The sequence below is a fragment of the Paenibacillus sp. 1-8 genome (assembly GCF_056316205.1).
This window is the reverse complement of the sequence record NZ_CM149995.1, coordinates 1517316-1538591: the sequence shown is the minus strand read 5'-3', so window position 1 is coordinate 1538591 and position 21276 is coordinate 1517316. Positions and strand designations below refer to the sequence as shown.

Here is a 21276-nt window from a genome sequence, read left to right as displayed (position 1 = left end):
CTTTTCTGTACAATATTCCTACTTTTCACTATTATTTTAATTAGGCATCTAAAAACCGCTTTGAAAGCGAAAGGGATGGAACTGTGACTGGATTAAAACAAGTACTCAGAAACAAGAATTATGTCAGGTTTTTTCTGGCAACGTTCGCCTCACAAATGGGAGGAATTATTGGGGTTACTGCATTCATGTTTTATTTGTTGAAACGGTTTACGAATCAGCCATACTATGCAACGCTTGCCGAGTTAATGTATTCGCTCCCGATGCTGGTAGTATTTCTCGTGGTTGGAGTGCTGGCAGATCGGATGGACAGACAAAAAATTGCTGTTAATTGTGACTGGATCAGCGCTTTTTTATCCTTATGTTTGCTTATTTTTATTTGGGTCGATTCGATTCCTTTGATATTTGCCCTCCTCTTCATCCGTAGTGCTGCCTCCAAATTTTTCTTCCCAGCCGAAAGTGCCATTATACAGGGGATATTAAGCGAAGATGATTACACCATTGCCGCAGGGCTCAATCAAATGATGGGGAGTCTTTTCATGTTATTTGGAGGAACTCTGGGGGCCGTCGTTTACTGGCACTTTGGAATTACTGGAGCCATCCTAATTGATGCTGTTTCTTTTATTGTGTCTGCACTGCTTATTCGTTCCTGCAAAATTCCAAAGGAGGTACGCCTTCCGAACGGGGCACATCAATTTAAACAATTAAAATTCAAACTTGTCATGCATGACTTTAAACAAGGGTTTCTTTACATATTACGCAACAGACTATTGATTTGGTTGGTTTCAGGCTTTTTTATGTTCGGTATTTTAAATGGTGGTTTTAGCGTTTTACCGATGTTTATTCTTAAATATAAGCTAGCTCCAGACAACTATGAGCAGTATATGGTATGGACAGGTATTATTTTTGGAGCTGGTGTGTTGCTTGGTACCCTAATCGCTTCTCTCATCTCCGCCAAGCTAAAGCTACACCAAATGATTGCAGCGGGAGTTCTGGTAGCCGGAATGGGTATGTGCACACTTGGATTTGTTAACCACCTCTATGCTTTTCTGATTATCAACTTTGTCATTGCACTGATACTTCCGTTCATTAACATTGGCATAGGAGGATGGCTTCCTCGTATTGTAGATCCTCAAATGATGGGACGTGTGCAAGGTTTAATTAATCCGTTAATGATGCTGTCCCAGTCTCTTACATTAGGTTTCATTGCTGTAAGCTTTCCTTCATTTATTCCAATTGAAGTCTTGTTTTTATTAGTTGGGGTCTGTACCGTTATTGTAGGAATATACTACACTATTGTGCTTCCCCGTTATGCTGATTACAGCACTTCTTCTAAGACCCTTCAGGAATCTTTATAGGCAAATTAAAAAAGTCATAAATGGTGGCATTGAAGTGATTGCGATAATACGGTCCGTATTTTTTTATGGTCGCCAGTAGATGAACAACGCCCCGTGTTGTTGGACCCGCAAACCATTCCGCCAGCGATTGCGATTGTTGAATTGCCACTTCTGCCTCCGAATCCAGTGCAGAGGTGGCTTCATCATATCTCCCCTCAAATGTTCCACAAGTACATACATTCGTTGCATACGACTAGCTCGTCAAAATCCAGTAGAGACAAAGACCGATAGGATCTATAATATTCAAAAAAAACGCCCGGCAGACGCATTAGCTGCATCAGCAGGACATTTTGATTGAAATCGGAGTAGCGGGATTCGAACCCATGACCTCACCCACCCCAAGGGTGCGCGCTACCTGACTGCGCTATACCCCGATAACCCAGTGTATGTAGATCGATGCTGTTATTTACTATTATATTCTGGTCATAAAATTCTTTAAAGGGATTATTTCCCCATTCTTTCGTTGCATTCTTAAGTTGTTTTTATTATGGTAGATACAAAAGTTAAGAGGTCAAAAAACAGAGATCATAGGAGCTAACCATGCAAAGCAAAAAAGTGCTTATACCAGTTGCATTACTTCTTTTAATACAGTTAAGTGTTCCTATCTGCTGTACCTTTGCACAGGATAACCTTGTCATAGATCATAAAACGAAAGAGAGAATCAAAGAACAATATGGCTTGGAAGAACCTCAGTCACCTATATTAGAGCAGCAGCAAAACATTTTATTCGGAGGTGATTGGGGCTTTAGTCCTTCTGCTGGTGCTGTGATGCTGGAATTGACCATATTGATTCGGAATCCGCTCATTTTCATCAGTCAACAACTGATATATTCGGTGAAATCATAAGCTTTTTTTTCTATTCGGTAAGTTCCATGATATAGAGCATAAGGATCATTTATTTCGTAGCAAGTTGCCTGCCACTCGGGGTCACTTCATCCTTCTTATTGAAAAGGTTTAATTCAATGGGGCCCCTACCATGTAGCCACAGCAGTTCATCGAATAAAAATGTCAGTCCATCCTTGGCGCGTAAGCGTTCGATGATCTCCGTGACAACTTGCATAACCTCCCCTTGTATTCCCTCTGCCAGTTGCAGACCTCCGCTCTCTCCATCCAGATAAAGATGCGTATGATATGATTGCTCCACCTTCTTCACATGGCGCAGACACAGTATGCCATTTTCGAGGTAAAAGAAGTATTGATGGTCATAAAGAACCCCTTCGCATATCTCATACATATGAGGTGAATTATACGGCCCCTGAACCATGGATACCCGTTCCAATCCCATTACCCATTCTGTCATACGTCCTCGCTCCATTCCTTTGTCTATTTATCACAGCTTAGTTCGATGAAATATTAACATAGTGACTGTTGCTAATTTTAAAACATTTTGATACTATGAAGGCATCAGCTTAGTTTACTTATAATCTTGTTAACTAGATTACTTATTTACAAATATACACTTCTATCCTATACATGTCAACTAGTTTACTTGATTACTTTTGGAGGAATTGTTGTGATTAGATTTTCTCTTGATAAAATTATGAAGGACCGTGGACTCGAACAGAAAGATATTGTTTCTATTACGGGAATTAATAGGAATACGGTTAAAGCTTTGGCCTCCAACGCAAACGCCCGAATTGACTTTCCAACCTTGAACACACTCTGTAGAACCCTTGGCGTACTCCCTGGTGAACTGATCGAATACCTGCCAGAAGACGACGAAGAGAGCCGTTAACATGCTTAACGGCTCTCTGTTCTTTATATAATATTCAAATTTTTAACGATCTTCCCACTCAAATTAGGTTCGAAGATCATAATCCCTTCCTATCAGCGATTTCAAATAAACTCTTCCCACGTATGATAAATATCAAATAATGCATTAGGGTTACGTTGCCCTTTTAAAATTGCGTACATTTTATTCGATACAATCCTGATCACATCCATTTCTTTTTTCCTGAATCCAATAATAATTGGGCAATTAACGCTAACATAAGACTTAGGTTTAAAAACAACTCCTCAATCCAACCCACTGTGATTACTTTTTACAACCTCTCCTAGATAAATGGCAATATCCAGTGTAAAAGCTTGGGATTTTGTGTCGAGTTTATTCTCATATATATAGCTCTTCAACCATTCTTCGGTTTCTGAATGCTCCTCTTCTAATTCCGAAGCACTTTTACTTTGAATCTGTACACTCCCTAGATACCATTCCCAAATATCTATGAGCGAACGATCACTGTAATCCAGATGTATCTGTGAAAATGCGCCAAGTTGCTCTAAACGCGAAGGTATTTGTTGTTTAAACCAATTAAAATGTTCTTTTGCTTCCTTATTACTCATTTCTGAATACTCTTTCATATTAAAAGGTGGTTGCATTAATTTATATTCCATTTCAAAAATCCCTTCTTGCTTTGCTATCTTAATTCGAAGAAAAATTCACGGTAACACCGCCTGATACCAAGATCGTTAAAAGATCCATAAAATATTGCTGTGGTGAAAATCCATAACATCTCTCTTCTTGATCCCATTCTTCCTCGAATCTTTCCAAGAAATAATGTGCGTTTTTCCAATGGATCGTGAACGGTCCTACTGTCCCAAAATCTCCACAGAGACTGTCCGATATACTGTCCAAGCTAAATCCATAGTACCCTCCGGGCCCATTAATTGCTTCACCAAGTGCTATAAAAAATGTTGTAAAATCAGATATGTATTTCCCGTCTAAAGTGTAGACTTCTCCTCGTTTATCCAGTCTGGCAAAATGATTAGATGCAGAATGTATTCTAGTCACGTTTAGCCACCCGGACCGTTCTTCTTTAGAAAAGCCTTGCCATATATTATTTTCAAGCAACTGAGCTCCCTTTAAAAACTCCCATAATCTCAATTCCACAGGAGAGGGCTTAGTTTCAAGTATACCTGTTAGCTCCAGATTGAAGTTTCCTTTATTGTAATTTAGTTTATCGATTAGGTAGGATTCAGGTAGGTGATAATAATAGCTTCCAATCACTTTTTCTTCATCATTTAAAATAGCAATGTACAAGTTGTATACAGATTTTTTTGTCTTTGTTATGTTTCCTATGAAATCCTCATTAAATACAAATTGCTCAAAAATCACCTTTTCGTACGTTTCAACGATGAGTTCACCCGTTAAGCCAACCACATCTCTACAATAGCCAACTGTGAGCCCACTTTCAGCGTCAATGACAGCAAATCTATATTTCATATCACACCTCTTTTTGTATAAATTCCCTTAAAATAAAAGTGGATTATACCTTGGAGTTAATCTATAAACAATTCCCCTAAAACAGCCATTATTCGCATATATAACTGTGGTAATAAATCACCCGGTTCTTCACCTTCTTTTACGTATACTAGTTCTATTTCCACAGTGGTATACAAACGAAATAGTTTATATGCGAGACTCTTAGAGATGACCTGCTTGCCTTTTAAAATCTCACTCAACTGATCAAGGCAATTTAATATTTTATTAAATTCATGATGTAATATTATATTTTTCACTTTCAAAGCAGGAATTACTGTCAAAATAAGATTAGATACTTTATTTTCCAATTCATCTTCTATCATGAGTAAACCTCACAATCGTAAATTCAAATATAAAACACAAAACAACGAAAAGAGCACATAAAAGTGCCTGCGATTCTCTTGTCGTTTCTATAAACATGATAATCAATTAATTTGAAGCCAATAAGGATAAAAGTCCTCTACACTTTTTATTTTTTTTAGATCTTCTGCAGGTATTGCAAAATGAATTTTTCCCTTCTCGGACTTAAATGTTAACGAAGCATCGTACCTTTTTTTAACAATCCACCGCTTTATCTCCAACATTTCTTGAAGATACTGAGTGGTTGAGAAGTCACATTTAATATAAATTGAAGCTTCTGAGGAGAGTTTCTGACTAACCATAGAATAGCTTGGAACCTTGTCATGGTATGTTATACTATCCTCCCTCATAAGATTAACATTTACGATGACTTCGGCATCTGAACCTGTAACTTCCTTTGTTTTTTGTGTTACAGCTTTTTTTAACTCATCCCTCCACACAGAAGAGGCATAGTTATCCATCATTTGCCCATAATAGTCTTCATCCACCAAAAAAGAAATCCCTGAGCCAGAGATCACATTAGCTATAAATTTATCATTCTTAAAATCATAATCTACTGAGTCAATTTTCCAGTCCATAGTGTACATTTTATGTAGGTAGTCAGTAACGTTACTCCGAAATTGGACTCTTTCTATCGGACTTCCTGTTGTAATTGATATAACTGCATATGCAATTACAATAATCAGTATTAACCAAAACCCTTTTTTCAGCACTCTATTAACCCCTCCTGTTAAAAATACATTGTTGGCAATCTGAGTAGAATTAATAATTCTACTCAGATTGCCAATTTATTTAGTAATATATTTCTTACTTATGTTGAGAACACTGTTTAAAGATCAATGGCCCCTGGTAAATCTGTTCTTCCTAACAATATATTAATTCGATACATATTAAATTGAGCAAAGTTTATTTTACTATTTAACCAACCCATGCGTGAGTATGAATCATAGGAATCATGCAATTGTTTATTATAATCACTTATTGTAAAAGCATCGTTATAAAAAGTACTTTTAAATTCTTTGGCAGCATTATTTGGAATTTGGTCTCCAGTTGTCTCATCACTCCAAATACCATCAAAAAATCTGGATGCACTAGTTCCATTGTACAACTTACCTAATGAAAGTATTTGTACTGTCATATCAAGACAACTTGAGCCTATAAATGCATAATCTTTGTTCTTACCCCCAGGTAGATGAGCGTCGGCCAAATCCATAGCTTTCTTTGAACTTTCATTAAAATCCCCTTTTATATATGTCGATTTTGTATAACCTGATTTATTAAACCCTGCTAAAATCCCCTTGTCTCGTCCCCATTTATTTAAATTATTCAAACTTTTTAAGGCTTTAGGATCTTTGATTTGCTCATATTGTACATTTTTATCTCCCCAATAAAAATAAGACCAAATTTTATTTTTATCTTGAATTAATGCCGAAGTATGCCCAAATCCAAAAGCGAGATCAGGATTCGTAATAATAATAGCATCATGTCCGTTTGGATCAGCATAGCTTAACGGATTATTTTTCACATACGTGTATAAGTTCAAACTTAATGTGTCATTAATATCCCCTTCATGCGTATCCTCATTGATAAATCTTCCACTATCAGGGTCATACCATCTCGCACGCAGGTATTGCAGTTCCGTCGTATCATCCCACAATTCGCCCGAATAGCGGAATGGATTGTGGACTTTTTCTTCCTTGACCTCTTCATTACCCCAAATATCATATTGATATTGATTCAGCAAGGCTCCGGAGGAATCCCTGATTTCGATAATATCTCCATGACCATTGTAGACGGGATAGGCTTCCGTTTGATCTGCATATGCTATGGCCTCTAATTTTAGACCCCGAATATAATTGGCTTTTAAAACAGGTTTTCCATTTTCAATTGTAGCTTCTGCTATAATTTGGGCACTGTTTCCATCATAGTAGTATCGGGTTTGAACGCCATCCTGTAAACGGTCTGTCAGTAATCCATCCCCGTTGTAACGGTATTCTACGATCTTTCCGTCGATCTTGACTCGGGTCAATCGATTCTGATCGTCGAAGCTGTTCTCCCTCGGCTTCGTATGAGGAGCTCTCTCCGTTTCCATCGTAAGACGATTCCCTCTGGCATCATACGAATATGCATCCTGATTTTCGGTGGAGGTAGCAATCCGATTTAGCTTATCGTACGTAAAGGCATCCTCTACACCATTTTGAGTACGTTTGGTGATATTTTTACCAGGATCGTAGCTATATTGAAAGCTATTGGTTTCCGCATCGGATCGTGTGTGCTTCAATTCAACTAACTGAATCCCGTTATATTGGTTTTGCTGACGATAACCATTTGCAGATACGGTTGTGTCCAACAATCCATTTTTGGTGTAGGAATATTCTGAAACGGGCTTATCTTTTGTATTGCCTACGGTCTTCAATCTGTTCAAATGATCATACGTATAGTTTACTTGCTCGCCAAATGGTCCTGTCATTTCGGTTCGATTCCCATTAGCATCATAATGATTGGAGAGCTTTAGACCATCCGGGTAAGACAAGGTATCTAATTGCTCCGTATACGGATCATACGCATAGGAAGTTGTACCCGTTTGATCTGTCATGCTTAGGCGTTTGCCTGCCGCATCGTAGACATAGCTGACTGTCTCATCTTTGCCTACACGCGACTTCAACCGATTACGGCTATCGTATTCAAAAGAAGTGACGTTCCCGTTGCGATCTATTTTCTTGGATAAGTTCCCATTAGCATCAAAATAGCGCTTCTCAACCTGGTTTTTCTCATCCTTGGTTTGAATCACTCTACCCAATTCATCATACGACTTCACCTTAGCCTGACCATCTGGATACGTGATCCGAGTGAGATTACCCAGCATATCGTAAGTGTACTTCGTCGTTTCGCCGTTAGGCTCCGTCACAGCTGTCTGATCGCCCAGGGCATTATATGAAAATTGTGTCTCGTTTCCATTCGCATCGGTTTGTTTCAAAATCTGATCGTTTACAGCATCATAGGCCACTTTGGAGGTTAATTTCTGATTACCATCCATTGCTGATTTTTCTTCGTTTTGTACTAGACGGTTCCATTTGTCGTAGGTTTGAATTTGTTCATTCAACTCACCGTCTCGTTGCGTTACTTGACGAAGAGCATCATTATATCCTACTACAACTTCTGAACCGTCCGCGTAGGCTGTTGACGTAGTACGGCTCCAAGCGTCATAGCCATAACGTGTCAGGTGCCCAAGCGCATCTTCACTGGATACTAATCTGCCGTTGGGATCATAAGCTGATTTGGACTTGATCACGTAATCATTACCTTCATACAGCCCCGACTCGATATTCCAGCCCAAAGCATTGTAACGTGTTCTTGCTCGTATTCCCAGTTCATTCGTAACGGTTACGGTGTTTTCAAGATCATCATATGCAACACGGATACTTTTACTGTCTGGATAGGTTACAGCTTTTACGCGATCAAGTGCATCATATTGGTACTCTGTTTTTTGACCTTTACCATCCAGCGAGAAAGTTATTAATCCTGTTGCCTTGTCATAATCTGACTGTATGGTAACTGTAGATTTTTCTCCATCTATATTCGTAACCTCTACACTTTGTTTCGTTGGAAAAGCATGATCGTAGCCACTACTATACTCCGTTGTTGTCGTCACGGACTTATTACCATTCGCAATGGTCTGAACCGTTGTATTTCCGTAAGCATCTATACCCGAATAATTTACTTTTTGTAGTAATTCACCCCCGGAATGATCCTTGGAGACGATGACCTGTGTTACTTTCCCTTGCGGGTTTCGAGTGTACTCTGTAACTCCAGTGCTGTTGGAATCAATCGGTTCAGTAACGGTTTTAATTCGATGCTTGTCGTCATACGTATAAGCAGTTTGTGACCCCTTTTCATCTACCGAGCTTGTCATATTACCGTAATCATCATATTCAGCAGTCGTTGTCAAAACGTCTCCATTTTGATTATTGCTGGACGAGGTACGAGTAGGAATAGGTACGGTATAGGCTTTGCCTGTCACCTGCTTGCCATACTGATACGCTGTGTTCTTTTCAGAATCTCCTGCTTTGACCACTGACTGATCCAAGTAATACTGTGGTGGCGTATCTGCACTAATAAACTTTTTATTGTAATTGAAGGTCGAACGAGTTAATCCATTGTCTGTAATGGTAGAGAACGAAGTATCTTTCACATAGCTCTCACCCATATCGGAATTGTAATGAATGGTTTCCTGATTATAGTTTTCGGTTTGATTGTTTTGATATGTGATTTGATCTACACGTGAGACCGCTCTATACGTCTCGTTTACTGAGTTGGAGCCAATATAGCGTTTTACTGGCTGGTCCTCGTAAGTATACAGAGTAGAAGCTCCTGTAGGATGAAATACTTTGGTTAACAAAGCGTACGGATTAGAGATTTGTCTTTCAGGATGGGACGCGCTTAAATTAAACTTGGCAGGTGCTAATGTATATGAATATGTGGTTTTTCTGCCTTCGGCATCTGTCACGGAATCCAGTAATTCAACACCTTGTTCTGTATGTTTATGATAGACAATAGTGCGGTTTCCTTTAGACAGAGTGACATCTGTAGCCGTATATTGAATATCAATCGAGTTGCCGATTGCATCTTCTACCTTACTAAGCAATTTGCGTTTATAAGTAGCATTGAGTTCATAATTAAATTTTATCGTGTTATGGTATGCATCTTCAATTTGCAGCAACTGACCGTCTTTGGAAAAATATTGTTTTTTCGTCCCATCAACAGAAGTTAATACAGTAGCTGAGTTCTCCCCATTAACTGTTACTGAAGTGTCAGGAGTGAAGGTCAATCCTTTCCAGTCGTAACCTTTGAGCTGGTCACCCTCAATTTCATAGCTGCCACCATCCCCCAAGTGTATATACTGCTTGCCCTCTTTGGTTTCTACATAAGGTAAATTCCAGGACCACCCCTTGCCAAGAGGGTTCAATTGATCTTCTAGTGCAGGATAGGTACGGTTTTGAAAGATAAATGAAGGTTGATAGGCTACAATCTCAGCAAAAACGGTAGCATCCGCATCTGCTGCAATATAATATTTATTCCCATCATCACCCGGAATTTCAGCCTGAGGACTGCTGTTAATTATATCCCTATAGTGCTCAGCCTCAGCAATGGTTGTGAACAGTGCTGTCTGTCGACGAACAGCCGTTTCAAGCCCCTCAGAAACAATCGTTTCAATTTGTGGTGAGCCTTCCATGGTAAAGGCCGTTCTTGTCCTTCCGCCTTTTCCATTACTTGTCCACTCGCTATAACCAATATCGCTTGTATAACCGGGCTTAGTAACGGTTCCGCTATAATCTTGCCTCCATTCTCGGGTATCAGCAGTTCCCTTATTGTACACTGTTCCTGAATAATACGCTGTTCCGTACTCGCTACACATGATTCTACCAGGAGAAAAGCTAGGGCATCTTTGAGGAACAATCATACCTGTTAAGGACAAATCCCCTTCATATGAATCCCTGTCGTAATGTAATTTAGAGTCTCCGCATGACGAACCACTTGGATAATTCCGTGTTATATTTCCAGCGCTATCATAAAAGAACGTATTCATAACACTACATTGTTCCCCGAATACATTTTTAAAACTTGGAGCTGTATATGATCCCTTGATGACTCTAACTTGCCCATCTTTATTTAAGGTTCCAGTAAATCCGTCTTTACTATACTTTATTGAATCTGGAAAAGCCTTCTCCCATTTTCCAGTCCTAGAGTCTTTCTCTGTTCTGGATTCCGGGGGTGTAGTATAAGTTACTTTTTGTCCCGCCGCTTGACTAGCAGCTTCATAAGTTGTGTATGTGCCTATAACTTTTGTTTCTGGCTGAAGATTATAGGTGTTAATATCAACAGTTCCATCACCATTTGTATCCTCTTGCATCCACCTTTTTTGCTGATATGTCGCCTTGTATGACTTTGTGATGGGCTTCATCATCGCCTTAAAGTAAACATAGTAATTTTGTATGGCAGCACTGTTGTCAATGATTTCAGCGCCTTTGTCAAAAAACTGAGCACGATTCGTATCATATTGACGCGTTAATGAAAAGCCTAGTCCGTTTCGTCCAGGCAGTGTTAAATCTGTATTTTGCAGCGATAGGCTACCTGATAAAGTGGATATGGATTCCTTATCATCGCCAACAGAATAAGGCGCTTCATTAAAGGAGGATTTATTGTACACTGGGGCTTCTTCCCTGATCGGAGGAAGTTGCGGTACATTTGCCATGAGACTCTGTTTCAGGAAATCCATTTTATATACATCTTCGGTAACTTTTATTGCTGGATCAAGGTCATCTTTTGGATAAACATCATTTGTAACGTTATGGGAGATCAGGTTATCTAATGGGGCATCCGATATCTTATTATATATGTCACTTGTTACGGTCTGTGATTGGTTCTCTTCTGAAGGAAATAACGAAGCTACAGCCTGCTCATAGCTTATATGATCCTGTTCAGCCATATATAGCGCCGTATAAATTTGATTTAATGAATAACCTTTTCTTAATTGTTCTGAAACAAAAGATGATGTGACTCCAAATCGGGCAGACATTTGATCCGCCGAATATTGCGAATTGTCATTCCCCGCACCGAATACATTTGGAGGAACAAGTCCGCTAATTGTACCGAAAATAAATGTGATGATCATGATTATCGCTATATGACGTCTTGTTGTTCTAAATCGCAAGTTCTTCTCTCCATTCCTGACTTTAAATTTGGCTACATATCATTTATTTAGAAACTGCTCACTTTAGAAACTGCTCACTTTATAATCTGTATCAGGTTACCATTGGCATCGTATTGATATTGGAAAATAACCTGACCATCCTGCTCAATATGTTCAAGCCTTCCATTAGCGTCATAAACATATTTATACTTTCTGGATAGGCCGCTTTTAACACTATTGCTAAATTCCGAATAGTTACCAGCTGCATCCTTGGCTTTCACTGCAAACCTGTAAATTTTCTGAGGCTCTAGCTGGTTTACTTGAAAGGTTAACTCCTTGGTATTACCTATCATTTGACCATTACCATAAACATCATAGCTAACGACTCCAACATCATCGGTAGATGCTTCCCACGTTAAAATAATGCTGTCCGGCGTAGGTCTGGAGCCTGCTAACTTCTTAGGTTTGGAAGGGCTTGTTATATCCTTGGGCAAATCGTCAATAGCTGGTATACGATCTAAGCGGTCGTTAAGCTGTTGTTTGTCTGCATCATTGAGATGGACTAGTAAAGTGCGGGCCATATTAATCTCCGTTTGCAATTTTGAAGATTCTGCTTTTTCAACTGCCTGCGTAGCTGTCGTCAATTGTTCAGCATATGCAGCTTGGACATCAATGATTTTTTGTACTACAACCAATCTTTCAACCAACTTGCTCTTGTCTGGATCACGCAGCTTGTTTATTAGTTCTACTGCTGCATTTATATCCGTCTGTAATTGGGTTGTCTCTGCTTGTGCTACCGTTGCTTCAGCTTGTGCCAGTTGCTCTGCATATTTGGTATCCAAACCTTTAAAAACATAATAATACCCTTTTGAAACCCCCTCTTGCGGATAAGCTGAAGGATCTTCGCTTGTTACCTGACCTACAAGCTCCCGGTTGGTAAACTTATGAGCCCCTTCCTCTATTAACGCTTCAGCAGCCATATAGCTAATGGGTTTTACTGAGCTGGAGTAGAAATCAACTAAATATATATCATTAGCTTTAAAATGAAGTCGTTCTTCACTTGGTACCCCCTCATAAAACGGCTCAGACAAAGAAGTGGCTTCTGACCCTTTCATAAAAATTCGAAGATTACTCAATCTGTCCCATCTTTTAGGATCCCCAGTAAATAAATTTACGTATTGTACAATTTTTGGTTCCCGCCCGTAAAGCCAATCAATAACTGTGAATTTGCTAACCCCATCCGTTATACTTTCGGTAACAACTCCAGTTGTTTTCCCTGTACTATAGCCGGTGAAGTCTCCATACACATTTGGAATTTGGCCTAAAGCCTTAAAGAAATTTTCCTGTTCCATTTCTCCTACTTTTAAAGGTCTATCAGGTCTCCACCCCCCCAATTCTCCTACTTTTCCAGGTACTCTAGTCAGTTTATATGTCTTCACCTCAGTACCCTTGTACTGATCCCAAATATAATACTCTGTAGCTGCATAAGATACTCCACCGTTCCAGCCCACAGATGCCACCATAAGAACACCTAGCATCAATATTAATGTCCATTTTTTCAACATCATCTCTTAACCTCTTTTCTCCAAGTACCCTCAGATAACCATTAGTATTATAACTTTTCAATAATTCTACTAACAGTTAAATATTAGAAAAAAAATAAATTTCAAGCATGGATACTTGGAAATGTAACGTAATGTAGAGGAATAAAGTTTGAATTGAACAATGCTATTTCCCCGTTTTCTGCTGATCTGTAGCTGATCTGTAGCTGCTTTGAGTCGTTTTTTCATTTATGTAGATACCATAATGTTCAATAGCCCTATAAGGTATTGGTCTCATCTCTTGCTTTTTGATAGGCCGCAGCAAAGGATTTTTCATTCGGAGCAGGATTTTTAATGTCGCTTAGTTTCTTCCACTCCGGTTTAACGCGTTGATCATACATATTGTACAAACTGATATCTGTAGGTGTCTGTGCAACAGGCATCATAGATTCAAATTCCGAGGGAACCTTAAAGAACCCCAATGCGTTTTGGATGGTTGGATCAGAGTAATTATGCGTTTCATCACATCTTGCAAAATTAGAAGCCCTTCTCTCGACAAACAAAGAATTTTGACAGCCCTCTTTCCGTGTTAGAGGTTTCCTCTCATTTTTTGTAGGACTCACCCGGAGCAACTCCCTCTGTAAATTAGTATAGGCCTCATGAATAAATTCATCTGTATTCAGGTGAATTGGCTCTCCTGTGTATAAATTGACGACAGAGTCACTGGAAATCGCCCTTTCATTCACTTCACTCATTGATTGATTTTAAATAAACAAAATGTTATATTGTCTATAAAATAATCATCATTTAATCGAGGTGTTTGTTAAAATGGATCATTCCGAACTATTCTGGAATGCTGGAGTTGAGGAACTGAAGCGTGGATATATCCGTCAGGGGGAGCAGGTGGTTTGTCTGCTGGACGGACAGCGCTACGAACAAGGAATCATATATCAGGATCAAGGGGGATTTTATGACGCGGAGCGGTATATGCGTCTTTATATTGAGCGGACGTACGGTTCGGTCTTTGACTATTTGATCGGCCTGGACAAAAAGCTGACCGGACTGACGGATCATCAGAATCGATTGCTCCAGTTATTTTATCAAGGCATGGGCGATGCGGACATTCAAAAGGAGACCGGAATCGGCAGCGCATCCACCATACGCAATCATCGCTTTGGCCTCAAAGAAAAGGAACGGCAGGCCAAGGTATTTCTCACCTTGATGGAGCTGTTAAAGGAAAAAGACCGCCACGCTCCCGCTATCGTCGAGGTGCCGGTAAGAGCACGGATAGTGGATGAACGCTACAACATTACCGAAGACGAAAGGCAAAAGGTACTGGCAAAGTATTTTCCAGATGGTACACAGGGTCGCCTGAAAACCTTCAAAATGCAGGAAAAGCATAAGTTGATTGTACTACGTGAAATTGTGGGACGTTTTGAGGAAGGACGGACATATCAGGAGAAGGATATCAATGCCATTTTGCAGGAAGTGTATGACGATTATGTCACGGTACGAAGATATATGATTGAATATAGTCTACTGGATCGCAAACCGGATGGCAGTGAATATTGGTTGAAGGAATCTTGAAGAACGATATTTGTAAATTAGGAGGACTCAAAATGAATCGAAGAAAAGAACTGGTGCAGCAGTATATGGAGATCAAGACAGAAGCCGGAATCTACTGCATTCGCAATACACACAACGGGAAAATTTTTGTTGCTAGCACACGAAATTTAAAATCACTGAACGGTCGTCGGTTTGAGTTACAAATGGGAGCTTGTCAGAACAAGCAATTGCAACAGGAATGGAATGAGTATGGCGAAGATGCGTTTGAGTTTGAGGTGCTGGAACTTTTGAAGAAAAAAGATTCGGAGTTCTTCGATGTCAAAGATGCGCTGGCCAAGCTGGAGCAGACCTGGCTTGATCGGCTCCAGCCTTACGGAGAAAAGGGATATTTGTAAAATTACCGATCCACACGATATTCTTCTCGAAGGATGGCAAAAATAACAGCGTCGACAAACTGGCCTTTTTCATAAAAATAGTCTCTCAAGTGGCCCTCTTCGGTAAAACCACTTTTGAGCAGCAATCGTCTGGAGCCTTCGTTATCTGGATCAATGAAGGCTTCGATACGGTGAACCTGTGGCAAATGAAATCCATAATGAATCACTGCCTTCATCGCTTCTGCCATCAGGCCCTGTCGCCAGTATTCGGGTGCCAGCTCATAGCCAATTTCAATACGGGAATGCTTCTTGTGCCAGTTATGAAATCCAATAGTACCAAGTACACGTTCAGGAGCTTCTCTTAACGTAATCCCCCAACGTAAGCTGTCTTAAACGCAGTCGTCTGGTTTCCAGCACCGGAAATATTTCCTTTGTCATCATTTATCTCCTTCCTCATATTATGAAGATACTAATTCATCAGCCACCAGCCGATCCCCACCAACACCCCATTGATTAAAAATAATAAAATACATGCTTTCCATTTGTTTACTCCACTTGTTTGAAAAAATCCAGTCACCGTACTACGGCACATAAACACCGTAAACAGCAAATTCCAAACAATACGCATGCCATACTTTACGTAGTATAAAGCAGGACTTAGATGTACGCCCCCCAACATTGGAGGTACATCGGGAATAAACAGGATCGCACACGTATAACGCATCGTTTCATATGTAAAATAAAATACAGCCAGGCACCAGGCCCACTTCTTGCCAAATAACATACCGACACCGGCAGTTGCCCCCGACAAACCGAGCAAAGCGATGAACCCTTGAAACATCCCCCTGCAAATTCCCACCAGCGTAGAAGCCTCATTCAACGCATTAAGCGTCAACAGCTGTGTCACCAGCAGAAGAGCTCCATTAAAAATCAGTAAAATGGCTGCAATACTTACACCTAAAGGCCGTTCAAGAACTACGTTCGTTACATAATCTTCTACTTCTTTTTTCGTATACAGATCTGACACTTCTTCTACACTCCTAACCCAATCATCTACATCCATTTTCGGACGAGTACAATAACAGTGTGTTTTCGCCTCCTTCAGATATATCGGCTTTTAGGAAAATATGGTTTAGATCGTTAATAGAATCCCAAATAGAGTAATATCTAACCTTATACTACCATTCCAAGATAAGCTCTGACAAATAAAAGGATTAAAGTCCTACCTTCCTCCTTGGTCATTCTTCAATCGTTCATACCTAGACTGCCAAACATTTGGGCACGCCCCATAATATGAATTGGGCATGCCCAAATTTAAAATACGGAGGACATTATTATGACTGTAACCGCCGGGACAATGGGAATGGTGGTATACGGATGGTCATTTTACGAATGGATTATTTTTCGTAGCCAGTTTTCATATAGATGTGGACGCACAAGGAGTGAATAAGCCATTGAAAGCTTTGTAGACCCTGAATCCAATCATGGCTTTGGGGACGAGCAGAGGTGGATGGCATTACGGTTGTCGCTTCTTCGGTACGTTTTCGCCAAGACATGGGCGGTATCGAAACTCCATTATTGTATCTCGCCAGAGGTGAAGAAGTCTTATTGGATGCTATTAATGAGGAATTGACTTGTCTGGAAGGCAAAAAAATCCCGCATCCCGACACAGGCAAACCGATTAGCAGTGACTGTATTTATCTGTATGAGCAAGACGGCCGTCAGACGGCGGTGCGGTTTGATGGTCAACAGAACATCGTTGCTTCTTTTCCGTTTACGAATTCATCAGAGCAATGGGAAACCTTTTATGCCCGCTTTGGCGCGATCACTTCTGTCGATCTGCATATAGATGGCAAGCATATCACCGCAAAAGGTCATTCCACACTGGAGAACATGGACCTTTTCGGCAGATAAAAATAAATCGTCTCACAACCGAAACTGCTATATCCTATTCCATCCTATCGACAACTGTGTCTATATTTACCCGAAGCAGCAGCAGTTTTGTTTTTATATATAATCTGAACATACTCGCTTCGCAGCACGTCTATACGGGAAGCCTGGATATAGATGCAGAAAATGTGCTCATCTTCAGTGACAAATGGATAAAGACATGGACCGTAAGTGCGTATTTCTCCAAGGGTCAAGCTCTTTGCTCAGTACGTTATTCAGCAATTCGTGCATATTTCCGATTAAGCCCATATATAGATGAAGCAAAATATCTTCTTTTTTCTTAAAATAATAGTACAGATGGCCTCGTCCAATCTGCGCCGCTTCTGCAATTTGCCGAATGGTGGTGATGCTGTAGCCTTGGGACATGAATAATTCAGTTCCTTTTCTTTAAAATGGGTTCAATCCAAAAGCTCTTGCAGCGCCTGTTTATACTTTGCTATTCGTGCTGTATCCTTCTCCGTGGGATGAGGGATGCGTTCCAGATTCATATTTTCCTGAATATCCGCTATTTTCACCGCTCTGGACAATGGATTGTTTTTGGCTCGCCGTATAAAATCGCTGTATTCCTCTCCCTCGTTCCGAGTGAGCCCTTCCACCGCTTCAATGATGTGGTTGCCAAAGCCCGCTTCTTTCAGTTGATCCGCTGTGACCTCTGTATCCTCCAGCACATCATGCAGCACGGCAACTATTTTTTCATCCATACGCTCTACACGGTTCATGACCTGAAGCGGGTGGAAAATATAAGGCTGACCGCCCTTGTCCGTCTGTCCCTGGTGAGCCTGTGCGGCAATTGCAATCGCTGTTTCGATGTTCATTGTGCGCCCCTCCATACTCTGCTTTTACCTTGAATCACCCTTTAGCTATTAAGAATTAGCACTTACGAATGTAATCGTGTTATTTTCGTGGCTTCATAACCTTCAGATGACTGGATATGTTCTACTTGATAACCGGTTCGGATATCCAAAAGCTTTTCCATAAAAGGAAGGCACGGACTGTAAATAAAGCTTCCTCCAGGTCGGATTGCCCTAAGCAATTCCATATATTTGCGGGCGTATTCGTGAATATTGCCGTCCGCTTTCAGATGATGATGTATAAAATGATTGGAGAACGCCATATGAGAGATAATCGTTCCCCATGCGCCTTCCTCGAAGGTTGTCTCCAGCCAATCACCCTGAGTCACACCTGTTCCCTTTTCAGCCAACCGATCTGTCCCATAAGCCACAATGCCAAGAGAACGCAAATAGCCTACCAGCCGCGCCTCTGATCCACAGCCCACATCAAGAACAGGCTCCTGCAAGCGGGCAATGTCCAATCCTAGCAGCTTTGCCTGCAATTCAGGCGTATATTCCTCACAAGGTATCCAAAAGGTATACTCACTCACTGCATACTTGGTAAACATCGTCCGTCCGTTGGTACGAATTAGAAAATCTCTTAAATGCCCGTAGTGTTGCTGTAGCAGTATGTTTAGTATACTCCCATTCATAGTTTGCTTTTGGAACAGCTTTTGAATCCGGGTGAAAAGTCGATCATACAATTGCGTAAGCTCATCAAGATGGTCGGAGTGAAAATGAATATACTGATTGACACTCACAAACTGGTGCAGTGTTTTTGCCGCTACGCCAGTGACAAAAGCGGTGTATTCATGCTGCCGTTTCAAGCTTTGGAGCATAAGGAGCAGTTCCGGGCTTCTCCGTGTCAGCCAATACGTCATTTCCGGTGAAGGTCCCATCAGGGCGTTCCCGTCATGCATATAAAACAAACTCCGATGCTGATTATAGAGGATTTGACCATCAATGAGTCTGTTCAACTGGGCAACCGTCATTAGCGTTTCCTCCCGTGGCTCAAGTTAAATGAAGTTCCTATTTTGCCAATGAATGCTCAAACTGTTCGCACAGCCTGACGATATCCTCTACTCTCGCCAAGGAGGTAAGCCAATGCTGCGGAAGCTCCCCAAGCCCATAATAAATCCCTGCCAAGCCTCCCGTAACGGCCCCCGTTGTATCTGTATCTTCGCCCAAATGAATAGCACGCAATACGGCATCCGCATATCCGTCTGTCGTCAGCAAGCTCCACAAGCTCGCCTCCAACGTATGAACGACATATCCGCTGGAGTATATTGCACGCTCAGCCAACAGAGGAAGCTCCCCTGATAAAATCCGTTCAAAATGCCGCAGCTCAGGAGCACCCTGAAATTGCGATTGTACATAAAGGATTGTTTCCCGGTAGCTCTCGTCCAGAGCCTTGCCACGAATCAGAAGCATCGCCATATGCACATAAAATACGCAAGCGATGATAGAAATGGGATGTCTATGTGTAATGGAGGACACTCGAGTCACAGCCTGGATCAGATCCACACGATCATGGGCTGACCCATACCAGGCGAGCGGCAAAATTCTCATCAGCGAACCGTTGCCGTTACTATATTCATCATCGCCACCTGCCAGCTCCGGCTTGATCCCATCCCGGCTGATTCGATCCAGTGCTTTACGGGTCGCGATGCCGATATCAAACACTTTACCATGCGGTGTCCAACATTCTGCATGATACCACTGCACAAATCGACGGGCGATATCCTCTGTGTCGATGCCCCTGCATGCAGTAAGGCTATCCAACAGACACAGCGTGAGCGAGGCATCATCCGACCAGGTACCCGGTGGCTGATGATGTGTGCCGTAGCCCATCATATCCGTCAAGGGTTGCTCCCGCCGCGCCTCTCTGCTGCTGAATTCCACAGGCACGCCAAGCGCGTCCCCGATGCACAGACCCAAAATACCGTCCTTTACGTTACTCATGCCTGTCCTCTCCTTCTTCTGCTCAGAACGTTAAAGCCCTACCCAAGCCGGAACAGAGCCATCTTTGGGTAGGGCCAGCTTATTTTCTAAGTATACCATGCGTATGGAAATAGCGTTTTATGGTCAATGATTCGCCCGTACATAAGAGGATAAAGGGATATTCAGCTCACGGACACCCTGTGCTACCAGACGGGCTATTTGCTCCGCACCATACTCCTGAAAATGTGTATCGTCCTTCACCCCATTAAGGAACGCAGGATACACTCCCGGCTCCAGATGTAAAAATAACGGAAGTGTCCCTTCCGAACCAAGTGTATTATAGTACGCCACACTTAACCGGCTTAGATCGATCAGCGCAACACCTGTCTCGGATGCCGTTTCCTTCATGGCCTGCACGTATTCCGGAAAACTGATCCGATAGGAAGCACTTGCGGCATCATAATCCCTGCGGCTAACAGGGGTTATCAGCACAGGTGTAGCCCCGCGTTGTGTCGCTCCTTGAATGTAGGTTTTCAAATAGACTTTATAATCCGCTGGAGAAACATAACGCTCTTGGTTGTTGATTGCCGCATCATTATGACCAAACTGGATGAGCAAATAATCACCCGGTCGGATGGTCCGCAAAATATCGTCCAGTCTTCCTTGTACGAGGAAAGTCTTCGTGCTTCGTCCACCAATAGAACGGTTCACAAAAGTCGTCTCGTCTGTGAAGAACGGCGCAATCATCTGTCCCCAACCAGCCTGAGGCTTCGCAGAGGATTTATAGGTTTGGACCGTGGAATCCCCAGCAAGATATACGGAAGGATGCTCACTCTGCGTCCGAGTCTCTTTTGGCGTAATAACGAGCGCGTTAATCTTCGGATCATTTCCCGAGAAATACAATTCCAGCTGACCGTCGATGAGTGCAAGCTCAAATGTGGCCTCGACAAATTGTCCTGCTGTTTTGGCGGTAGGCTCCACCTTGACGATGGACTCGGCCTTCACCGTAATGTCTGTGCTTCCGGCTGTATCCCCGGCGATCAGGGAAAGCGTATAATCCGCAGGCGGCAAATTGACGACAAAGGATGATCCCTGAACACGAACGAAATCCGAACGAATAGCGTCATTTCCACCACGATCCTCTTCTTTCACCTTGGAAAGATCGGTAAATCCATAACCTCGCTCAGGCGTGTATGCATCCTTGGCGGTGACCTGAGTGTAGCCCTCAGCTATGCTTCCCGGGCCAAAGTCAAAACGAAGAGGCCCCACGAGCTGCTTATCGGCCAATGCCTGCCCCGGAACAATTATGGTCGCAAACAACAAGCTGAACCCTGCACATAATCCGATCATTTTACCCAACAACCTGTGAC

Annotated in this window: 22 protein-coding genes and 1 tRNA gene; 6 read left to right on the top strand and 17 right to left on the bottom strand. The window is 41.6% G+C overall.

The features are described from left to right. The first annotated feature begins 83 nt into the window (after positions 1 to 83). Positions 84 to 1355, top strand: coding sequence for an MFS transporter (locus tag AC0WRU_RS07070; RefSeq protein WP_476127786.1), 1272 nt, complete (start codon positions 84 to 86; stop codon positions 1353 to 1355). A 63-nt stretch (positions 1356 to 1418) separates the two neighbouring features. On the opposite strand, the gene AC0WRU_RS07065 is transcribed toward AC0WRU_RS07070, so the two are convergent. Both AC0WRU_RS07065 and AC0WRU_RS07060 read right to left on the bottom strand, forming a co-directional pair. Then, positions 1419 to 1541: a hypothetical protein gene (locus AC0WRU_RS07065; protein ID WP_476127785.1), complete on the bottom strand. Its 123-nt coding sequence runs from the start codon at positions 1539 to 1541 to the stop codon at positions 1419 to 1421. A 153-nt stretch (positions 1542 to 1694) separates the two neighbouring features. Further along, positions 1695 to 1768: transfer RNA gene (locus AC0WRU_RS07060), tRNA-Pro, on the bottom strand. A 166-nt stretch (positions 1769 to 1934) separates the two neighbouring features. Here AC0WRU_RS07060 and AC0WRU_RS07055 point away from each other — a divergent pair. Further along, on the top strand, positions 1935 to 2240 hold the full coding sequence (locus tag AC0WRU_RS07055; protein WP_192511504.1) for a hypothetical protein: 306 nt from the start codon (positions 1935 to 1937) through the stop codon (positions 2238 to 2240). Positions 2241 to 2289: 49 nt separating this feature from the next. Here AC0WRU_RS07055 and AC0WRU_RS07050 read toward each other — a convergent pair whose 3' ends face one another. Continuing rightward, the gene (locus AC0WRU_RS07050) at positions 2290 to 2694 is read right to left on the bottom strand and encodes a hypothetical protein (protein WP_476127784.1); all 405 of its coding nucleotides are present in this window, start codon (positions 2692 to 2694) and stop codon (positions 2290 to 2292) included. Positions 2695 to 2907: 213 nt separating this feature from the next. On the opposite strand from AC0WRU_RS07050, the gene AC0WRU_RS07045 reads away from it, so the two are divergent. Then, the gene (locus AC0WRU_RS07045) at positions 2908 to 3129 is read left to right on the top strand and encodes a helix-turn-helix domain-containing protein (RefSeq protein ID WP_010349271.1); all 222 of its coding nucleotides are present in this window, start codon (positions 2908 to 2910) and stop codon (positions 3127 to 3129) included. A gap of 281 nt (positions 3130 to 3410) precedes the next feature. Here the strand turns inward: AC0WRU_RS07045 and AC0WRU_RS07040 are convergent, their stop codons facing one another. The 7 genes from AC0WRU_RS07040 to AC0WRU_RS07010 form a co-directional block, all read right to left on the bottom strand. After that, positions 3411 to 3785: a hypothetical protein gene (locus tag AC0WRU_RS07040; protein ID WP_476127783.1), complete on the bottom strand. Its 375-nt coding sequence runs from the start codon at positions 3783 to 3785 to the stop codon at positions 3411 to 3413. Between the two features lie 28 nt (positions 3786 to 3813). Beyond that, on the bottom strand, positions 3814 to 4614 hold the full coding sequence (locus tag AC0WRU_RS07035; RefSeq protein ID WP_476127782.1) for a barstar family protein: 801 nt from the start codon (positions 4612 to 4614) through the stop codon (positions 3814 to 3816). A 56-nt stretch (positions 4615 to 4670) separates the two neighbouring features. Continuing rightward, on the bottom strand, positions 4671 to 4976 hold the full coding sequence (locus AC0WRU_RS07030; RefSeq protein WP_476127781.1) for a hypothetical protein: 306 nt from the start codon (positions 4974 to 4976) through the stop codon (positions 4671 to 4673). A 102-nt stretch (positions 4977 to 5078) separates the two neighbouring features. Then, positions 5079 to 5726: a hypothetical protein gene (locus AC0WRU_RS07025; RefSeq protein WP_476127780.1), complete on the bottom strand. Its 648-nt coding sequence runs from the start codon at positions 5724 to 5726 to the stop codon at positions 5079 to 5081. A gap of 116 nt (positions 5727 to 5842) precedes the next feature. Continuing rightward, a complete protein-coding gene (locus AC0WRU_RS07020) occupies positions 5843 to 11686 on the bottom strand; it encodes an RHS repeat-associated core domain-containing protein (RefSeq protein ID WP_476128594.1) in 5844 nt (1947 codons plus the stop codon). A gap of 113 nt (positions 11687 to 11799) precedes the next feature. Continuing rightward, positions 11800 to 13272: a fibronectin type III domain-containing protein gene (locus tag AC0WRU_RS07015; protein ID WP_476127779.1), complete on the bottom strand. Its 1473-nt coding sequence runs from the start codon at positions 13270 to 13272 to the stop codon at positions 11800 to 11802. 251 nt (positions 13273 to 13523) lie between these two features. Beyond that, positions 13524 to 13868: a hypothetical protein gene (locus tag AC0WRU_RS07010; protein ID WP_476127778.1), complete on the bottom strand. Its 345-nt coding sequence runs from the start codon at positions 13866 to 13868 to the stop codon at positions 13524 to 13526. A gap of 205 nt (positions 13869 to 14073) precedes the next feature. Between AC0WRU_RS07010 and AC0WRU_RS07005 the strand changes: the two genes are divergently transcribed. Together AC0WRU_RS07005 and AC0WRU_RS07000 are read left to right on the top strand one after the other, a co-directional pair. Continuing rightward, positions 14074 to 14832: a DUF2087 domain-containing protein gene (locus AC0WRU_RS07005; protein WP_476127777.1), complete on the top strand. Its 759-nt coding sequence runs from the start codon at positions 14074 to 14076 to the stop codon at positions 14830 to 14832. A 32-nt stretch (positions 14833 to 14864) separates the two neighbouring features. Continuing rightward, the gene (locus tag AC0WRU_RS07000; protein WP_476127776.1) at positions 14865 to 15206 is read left to right on the top strand and encodes a GIY-YIG nuclease family protein; all 342 of its coding nucleotides are present in this window, start codon (positions 14865 to 14867) and stop codon (positions 15204 to 15206) included. 2 nt (positions 15207 to 15208) lie between these two features. On the opposite strand, the gene AC0WRU_RS06995 is transcribed toward AC0WRU_RS07000, so the two are convergent. Next, entirely contained in the window at positions 15209 to 15556 is a 348-nt protein-coding gene (locus AC0WRU_RS06995) for a GNAT family N-acetyltransferase (RefSeq protein WP_476128593.1), read from the bottom strand. 98 nt (positions 15557 to 15654) lie between these two features. Further along, positions 15655 to 16212, bottom strand: coding sequence for a hypothetical protein (locus tag AC0WRU_RS06990; RefSeq protein ID WP_476127775.1), 558 nt, complete (start codon positions 16210 to 16212; stop codon positions 15655 to 15657). Positions 16213 to 16691: 479 nt separating this feature from the next. Between AC0WRU_RS06990 and AC0WRU_RS06985 the strand changes: the two genes are divergently transcribed. Further along, on the top strand, positions 16692 to 17099 hold the full coding sequence (locus AC0WRU_RS06985; RefSeq protein ID WP_476127774.1) for a hypothetical protein: 408 nt from the start codon (positions 16692 to 16694) through the stop codon (positions 17097 to 17099). 174 nt (positions 17100 to 17273) lie between these two features. Here the strand turns inward: AC0WRU_RS06985 and AC0WRU_RS06980 are convergent, their stop codons facing one another. The 5 genes from AC0WRU_RS06980 to AC0WRU_RS06960 all read right to left on the bottom strand — a co-directional run bounded on the left by AC0WRU_RS06980 (position 17274) and on the right by AC0WRU_RS06960 (position 21256). Beyond that, positions 17274 to 17501, bottom strand: coding sequence for a TetR/AcrR family transcriptional regulator (locus AC0WRU_RS06980; RefSeq protein WP_476127773.1), 228 nt, complete (start codon positions 17499 to 17501; stop codon positions 17274 to 17276). 32 nt (positions 17502 to 17533) lie between these two features. After that, positions 17534 to 17950, bottom strand: a complete 417-nt coding sequence (locus AC0WRU_RS06975) for an HD domain-containing protein (protein WP_476127772.1) — start codon at positions 17948 to 17950, stop codon at positions 17534 to 17536. Positions 17951 to 18012: 62 nt separating this feature from the next. Further along, a complete protein-coding gene (locus AC0WRU_RS06970; RefSeq protein ID WP_476127771.1) occupies positions 18013 to 18957 on the bottom strand; it encodes a class I SAM-dependent methyltransferase in 945 nt (314 codons plus the stop codon). Positions 18958 to 18994: 37 nt separating this feature from the next. Further along, the gene (locus AC0WRU_RS06965; protein ID WP_476127770.1) at positions 18995 to 19927 is read right to left on the bottom strand and encodes an ADP-ribosylglycohydrolase family protein; all 933 of its coding nucleotides are present in this window, start codon (positions 19925 to 19927) and stop codon (positions 18995 to 18997) included. Between the two features lie 123 nt (positions 19928 to 20050). Further along, a complete protein-coding gene (locus AC0WRU_RS06960; RefSeq protein WP_476128592.1) occupies positions 20051 to 21256 on the bottom strand; it encodes a rhamnogalacturonan acetylesterase in 1206 nt (401 codons plus the stop codon). Between the last annotated feature and the right edge of the window lie 20 nt (positions 21257 to 21276).